We start from the raw sequence: 6775 nt of genomic DNA, 5'->3' as shown, positions 1-6775 counted from the left end.
CGGGTCGAGGACCCTCGACCCGAGCCCGGCCGCGGCGAGGATGGCGTGGACGCCGGCCCGGGTCTCGAAGCATCCGCGCCGCCCACAGACGCAGCGCTGGCCCCCCGGCTCGAGGATCAGGTGGCCGACCTCGCCGGCCAGGCCCCGGGCACCGCGCCACATCCGGTCGCCGGCCATGATGCCGGCGCTGATGCCGTACGTGCCCGTGAGGTAGACCAGGCTCGGCACCGCCTGCCCGGTGCGCAGGCGGGCCCGGCGCTCGGCCAGGACCCCGAAGTTCGCGCCGCTGTCGACGATCACCGGGGTCGCCGGGCCGGCGGACGCCGCGGTGAGCGCGTCCTCCACGCCGGCGCGGACGGCGACGTCGCGCCAGCCGAGGCTGGGCACGTACTTGATCGTGCCGCTCGTCGCGTCGACGAGCCCGGTGACGCTGACCCCCGTGCCGAGCAGCGTCCGGCCGGCGGCGGTGACCTGCTCGATGAGCTGGTAGGTCAGCGACGCGGCGACCCGCAGCAGCGCGCGGGGGTTGCTGGTGGGGAGCTCGACGGGCTCGTCGAGGCGGACCAGGTGCCCGCCCCGCAGGGTGAACGCGCCGGCCAGGACCCGGTCGAGCCCGATCTCCAGGCCGACGACGGCGAACCGGTCGTCGTCGAGGGCGAGGAGGTGGGTCGGCCGGCCGCGGCGCCCGGTGCCGGGGGTGGGGACCTCGTTGACCAGGCCGCGGCGCATGAGCTCGTTGACGACGGAGGAGGTCGTGGCGCGAGCGAGGCCGACGCCGTCCACGAGATCGGGCCGGGAGATGGGCCCGTAATCCGCAATATGGCGCAGAACGACCCGAAGCGTTACATCTGCCTCCGCCGGCATGTACTTTCCCCCAGCCTCTGCGCTGCTGCCATCGTGCCGGTTCGGATTGGGGTTCGCCAACCTCTTGATTTTTGTCGTCCATGGCGACGATATTGTCGTCACCCATCTGAAACAACGCTCCGAGGGAGTGCCATGAACAGATCTCGACTCTTACGGGTCCTGGCCACAGCGGTCGCGGTCGTGGCCATGGGTGGCCCGGCTGCCTGTGGGGACAGTGGCGGCGTCGGCGGCGGGAAGGACGCCGAGCAGGCCACCGATGACGGGCAGCCGGTCACGTTGAAGTACTGGACCTGGTTCCCCCCGGAGGCCACCGTGCGCGAGGCGATCGCCGGTTTCGAGAAGGACCACCCCACCATCAAGATCGACCTGCGGATCTTCGAGGCGGCCGACTACCAGAAGCAGCTGCCGCTCGCGCTCAACGGCGGGGAGGAGCTCGACGTCGTCGGCGTGCAGGTGTCGGCGATGACGAACAGCGTCCGCGAACAGCTGCGGCCCGTGTCGGAGTGGGAGAAGAACCTGCCGGCCGGATGGCGCGACAAGCTCGCCGCCGGCCCGGTCCGCCAGACGGAGAAGATCGCCACGGACGGCAAGCTCTACAGCATCCCGATGGGCTCGCTCGGCAGCGCGGTCATGCTCTACAACGCCGCGATGCTGTCCCAGCTGGGCATCGCGGTGCCCACGACCGCCGACGAGCTCGCCACCGCGGCCGCCAAGGTCCGCGCCGCCAAACCAGACGTGACCCCCGTGGTCTTCTCCGGCGAGCCCTACTGGCAGGAGGAGATGCTCTTCACCGTCGCCGGGCAGACCAACCCGACCCTGTCCGACGACGTGTTCGCCAGCCGCAAGCCGTGGAACTCCCCGGAGATGGTCGCGGCGCTCGGCCAGTACAAATCGCTGTTCGACAAGGGCATCGTCGGCACCGACGTGCTCAGCCTGAAAGGCAACCGGCCGGCGGAGCTGTTCACCGGCGGGAAGGCCGCCTTCTACGTCGACGGCACGTGGCAGTCGTCGCTGCTGTCGCAGGCATCCCGCAAGGCCAACAAGATCGACCTCGCCGACGTCGGCGCGGCGGCGTTCCCCGTCGTGGCCGCCGGTGGCAAGCCCGCGGTGCGCTCCTACGCCGAGGGCGGGCTGGCGATCCCGAAGACCTCCAAGCACGCCGCCCAGGCCGCCAAGTTCGTGGAGTACATGACCATGGGCAAAGGCGTCGACATCTGGGGCAAGGACCTGGTGCTCGTGCCCACCTCCAAGAGCTACCACGCCGACTCGTCGGTGCTGGCCAGCCAGGCGGCCCGGGACGGATACGCGGCGGTCACCGTTCTGATCAACTCGGCCGGCTCGGCACGCGACAGCAACCAGGGCTTCCTCAACCAGGTCGAGGGCAACGCCATCCTCGACGTGCTGCGTGGCCAGAGCACCGCGCAGGCAGCGGCCGACAAGCTGCAGAGCGAGTGGACGTCCGGCCGGTACACCACCAAATGACCTCGATGATCTCCAGGAACGCGCCAGTCACAGGTGCGCGGCCGGTGCGTGACCCGCACGCCCGCCGGTCACGGCATCCGGGCCGCGCACTGGGCACGGCCGCACTGTTCCTGACGCCGCTGCTGGTGATCTATGCGGTGTACTACCTGTACGCGTTCGGCTTCCTGGCCGCGACGAGCACCACCCGCAGCACCCTGTCGTTCGTCGACGCGACCGATGTGGGCTGGCAGAACTTCCGGCTGGTGCTCACCGACGCGGTGTTCATCCGCTCGGTGGTCAACAACCTGCTGTTCGCGGCCGTGTCCATCGCGGTGGCACTGACCCTGGGATTCTTCCTCGCCGTGGTGCTCGCATCCGGGGTGCGGCTGCGGAGGTTCTTCTACGCGGTGTTCCTGCTGCCATCGCTGATCCCGCTGTCGCTGTTCGCGACCGTGTTCGGCCGGATGCTGGAGACCCGCGACGGGGCGGTCAACGCCACACTGCGCGCCATCGGCCTCGGCTCACTGTCACAGGACTGGCTCGGCGAGCCGGGTCCGGCGTATGCGGCGCTGTTTGTGCTGCTGGTGTACCTGGTGGGCCTACCGGTCATGTATTACACCTCCGACCTGTCCACGGCCAACACCGCCATCCTGGAATCCGCGCTGCTGGACGGGGCGAGCACCGCACAGATGTACCGCCTGATCCTCTTCCCACTGCTGCGCAACACCCACAAAACGGTGATCCTGTCCGTGCTGCTGGGCAGCTTCCGAGCCTTCGACATCGTGTTCTTCTCCACCAAGGGCGACCCCGGCGGGCGCACCGGCATCACCGGCACCTACGTGTACAACGCAATGCTCGGCGAAGGCCGGGTCGGCTACGCGTCGGCGGCCGCCGTCATCGTGCTCGTCATCGCCCTGGCCGTGTCGCTCGTACACCTGGCCATCCAGCGAAGCGGGCGGCCATGAGCACACCGACCGGCCCGCTGCGCCTGCTGCGCCAGCACCGCGGCCACACAGTGGTCATCTACGTGATCCTCGTGATCGGCGCCGTCCTGTGGCTCTTCCCGATGATCACCGCCGTCCGCGCCTCCCTGGCCTTCGGCGGGCCGGGGAACTACCTCACCGTGATCACCGGCACGTTCAACGGGGTCAGCCTGCCGCGCACGTTCGTCAACAGCCTGATCATCGCCGCGCTGCACGCGCTGATCGTGTGTTCGGTCGGATCCCTCGCGGGATACACCTTCTCGAAGATCCGGTTCCCGGGGCGGGAAGCCGTGTACTACGGCGTCTTGATCTTCCTGGCCGTGCCGGCGGTGGCGATCCTCGTGCCGGTGTACTGGATCACCGGCCAGCTCGCCCTGTTCAACACGCACATCGGGGTTGCCCTGCCCGAGGCGGCGTTGACCCTGCCGTTCGCGGTGCTGCTGCTGCGCAACTACGCCGACGGCATCCCGGACGACCTGGTCGAGGCGGCCAGCATCGACGGCGCCGGGCACGGACGCATCTACCGGCAGATCTTCCTGCCGCTGGCCCGGCCCGCTCTGGTGAACCTCGGGGCGCTGTCGGTGATGTGGTCGCTGCAGGACTTCCTGTTCCCGTCCACGATCCTCAAGGACCCCGAGCTGACCACCGCGGCGCAGGCGGTGCAGACGATCCAGAGCGGGTTCGGGCCCAGCCCGACCCAGACCTCGCAGTATTTCGCCGCGCTCGTCCTGCTCGCCGTTCCCGCACTGGTGCTGGTCGTCACGGGCCTGCGGTTCATCACGTCCGGCATCACCCAAGGGGGACTGAAAGAGTGACCGACACAGCGTGGTTCAACCGTCAGGGCATGGGCCTGTTCATCCACTGGGGACACGCCAGCACCCAGGGGTGGGAGCTGTCCTGGCAACTCACCGGCGGCGTGCACCTGCAGGACCCGCCCCTGCCCCCCGTGGACTGCGAGGTGTACTTCGACAACGCCCCCAACTTCCAGCCCGATGCGTTCGACCCACAGGCATGGGCCGAACAGGCGTGGCGGGCCGGCGCCCGCTACGTGGTGTTCACCGCGAAGCACCACGACGGTTTCGCCATGTTCGACAGTGCGCTGTCCGACTACACCAGCGCGAAGCTCAGCGGCCGGGACTTCACCCGCGAGGTCGTCGAGGCGTTCCGGGCCAGAGGACTGCGCATCGGCCTGTACTTCTCGATCATCGACTGGCACCACGAAGACTATCCGCGCTACACCGACGCCACGGTGCCCAAGCCGTACGTCGTCGGCGGCCATCCACGCGCGACACCCGAGGCGTTCGCCCGGTACCGCCAGTTCATGCTCGGCCAACTCGACGAACTGCTCACCGGCTACGGCCGGATCGACATCCTGTGGCTGGACGGGGAGTTCGAGTACACCCCGGCGGAGTGGCGCTTCGACGAGATCCGCGAGTTCATCCGCCGGCGACAACCCGACTGCATGGTCAACGACCGCTGTCTCGGCCACGGCGACTTCGTGACGCCCGAGCAGCAGCTGCCGGTCGCCCCGCCCGAGCGGCCGTGGGAGTGGTGTCTGACGATGAACAGCACCTGGGGGTACGTGCCCAGCGACGACAGCTGGAAGTCGCCGCGGGCACTGCTGCACAGTCTCGTGGAGGCGGCCTCGATGGGCGGGAACCTCCTGCTCAACGTCGGTCCGACCGGCCGGGGCGAGTTCCCGCCGCAGGCGGTCGAGCGGCTCGACGCGTTCGCCGGCTGGATGGACACGCACGCCGAGAGCGTGCGCGATGTCCGTCCGGGGCTGGAGCTGTGGCAGTTCCACGGTCCCAGCACCCGCCGCACACACGCCGACGGGAGTGAGCGGCTGTACCTGCACCTCGTGATGCGCCCCTACGAGCACATCGTGGCCCGCGGGCTGCCCATCGGCCGGATCGCGGCCGTCACCCTCCTCAGCGACGGACAACCGCTGCCGTGGCGGGCCACCCCGTATCTCAAGGACGTGCAGGCCCGCACCGCCCACCCGACCGGCGAACTCGTCGTGGACGTCGCACCCGGACGGCTCGACGCGCTGTGCAGCGTCATCGCCATCGACCTCGCACCCCCCGAAAGGACAGCCATGACACGGCGATTCACGGCCCTGGACACGCTCGACATCCGCTTCCCGACGTCACGCGACCTGGACGGATCCGACGCGATGAACCCGGACCCGGACTACTCGGCGTCGTACGTCGTCCTGCGCACCGACGAGCCCGGCGGTCCAGAGGGCCACGGATTCGCGTTCACCATCGGACGGGGCAACGACATCCAGGCCGCCGCGATCCAGGCGCTCGCCCCGTACGTGGTCGGCCTGCCCGTCGATGCCACGCTCGCCGACCTGGGCAGCCTGTGGCGGACGCTGGTGCACGACTCACAGCTGCGCTGGCTGGGGCCCGAGAAGGGCGTCATGCACATGGCGATCTCGGCTGTCGTCAACGCCCTGTGGGACCTGCGGGCCAAACGGGCGGGCAAGCCAGTGTGGCGGTTGCTGGCCGAGCTGTCCCCGGAGGAGATCGTGGACCTGGTCGACTTCCGCTACCTCACCGATGCGCTCACCCGGGGCGAGGCGCTGGCGATCCTGCGCCGCGCCGAGGCGGGCCGGGCGGAACGGACCGCCCGGCTCCTCGCCGACGGCTATCCGGCCTACACCAGTTCCCCGGGCTGGCTGGGGTACGACGACGACAAGCTGCGCCAGCTGTGCAAGACGGCGCTGGCCGACGGGTTCACCCAGATCAAGCTGAAGGTCGGCGCCGACCTTGCCGACGACATCCGCCGCATGCACGTCGCGCGGGAAGTCTGCGGCCCCGACGTGCGGATCGCCGTGGACGCCAACCAGCGCTGGGACGTCTCCACCGCCATCGCCTGGGTCCGCGAGCTCGCGCCGTACGACCCGTGGTGGGTGGAGGAACCCACCAGCCCCGACGACGTTGTCGGCCACGCCACGATCGCCCGGGCCATCGCCCCGATCCGGGTCGCCACCGGCGAGCATGTGCACAACCGGGTGATGTTCAAGCAGTACCTGCAGACCCGCGCGCTGTCGTTCCTGCAACTCGACGCCACCCGCGTCGCCGGCGTCAACGAGAACATCGCGATCCTGCTGCTGGCCGCCAAGTTCGAGGTGCCGGTGTGCCCGCACGCCGGTGGCGTGGGCCTGTGCGAACTGGTGCAGCATCTGGCGATGTTCGACTACGTGGCCGTGTCCGGCAGCATGGACGACCGGATCATCGAGTACGTCGACCACCTGCACGAACACTTCACCCACCCCGCCGTCGTCCGGGACGGCCGCTACGTCACGCCGACGGTGCCCGGCTTCAACGCCACGATGCACGAGGCATCGCTGGCCGAGCACACCTACCCGGGCGGCGCGGTATGGGCCCCGACCGCGTGATCCGGGGGCAGTCGGTAGTCGGTGGGACCGGCAGCGCGGCCAGCACCACCCGGCCGGCGGG

5 protein-coding genes and 1 pseudogene are annotated in these 6775 nt (G+C 69.6%); 5 read left to right on the top strand and 1 reads right to left on the bottom strand.

Annotated features, from left to right (window positions below; genetic code table 11):
- A partial coding sequence (locus AB0K00_RS42330; RefSeq protein ID WP_363533441.1) for an ROK family transcriptional regulator occupies positions 1 to 864 on the bottom strand: 864 nt, incomplete at its 3' end.
- Positions 865 to 996: 132 nt separating this feature from the next.
- On the opposite strand from AB0K00_RS42330, the gene AB0K00_RS42325 reads away from it, so the two are divergent.
- From AB0K00_RS42325 to AB0K00_RS42305, 5 genes and pseudogenes are all read left to right on the top strand, one after another.
- A complete protein-coding gene (locus AB0K00_RS42325; RefSeq protein ID WP_363533438.1) occupies positions 997 to 2346 on the top strand; it encodes an extracellular solute-binding protein in 1350 nt (449 codons plus the stop codon).
- A gap of 44 nt (positions 2347 to 2390) precedes the next feature.
- Positions 2391 to 3290 carry a sugar ABC transporter permease gene (locus tag AB0K00_RS42320; RefSeq protein ID WP_363533435.1) on the top strand — a complete coding sequence of 300 codons (900 nt, stop codon included), beginning with the start codon at positions 2391 to 2393 and terminating at the stop codon, positions 3288 to 3290.
- The gene (locus AB0K00_RS42315) at positions 3287 to 4123 is read left to right on the top strand and encodes a carbohydrate ABC transporter permease (RefSeq protein ID WP_363533432.1); all 837 of its coding nucleotides are present in this window, start codon (positions 3287 to 3289) and stop codon (positions 4121 to 4123) included. The genes AB0K00_RS42320 and AB0K00_RS42315 overlap by 4 nt, the downstream gene beginning before the upstream one ends.
- A pseudogene (locus tag AB0K00_RS42310) lies at positions 4120 to 5055 on the top strand (alpha-L-fucosidase); the annotation flags it as partial. The gene AB0K00_RS42315 and the pseudogene AB0K00_RS42310, both read left to right, overlap by 4 nt.
- Before the next feature lie 351 nt (positions 5056 to 5406).
- Positions 5407 to 6714, top strand: coding sequence for an enolase C-terminal domain-like protein (locus tag AB0K00_RS42305; protein ID WP_363533447.1), 1308 nt, complete (start codon positions 5407 to 5409; stop codon positions 6712 to 6714).
- The last annotated feature ends 61 nt before the right edge of the window (positions 6715 to 6775 follow it).

The organism is Dactylosporangium sp. NPDC049525, assembly GCF_040676755.1.
GTDB lineage: Bacteria > Actinomycetota > Actinomycetes > Mycobacteriales > Micromonosporaceae > Dactylosporangium.
This window is presented reverse-complemented; position numbering and strand designations above follow the sequence as displayed.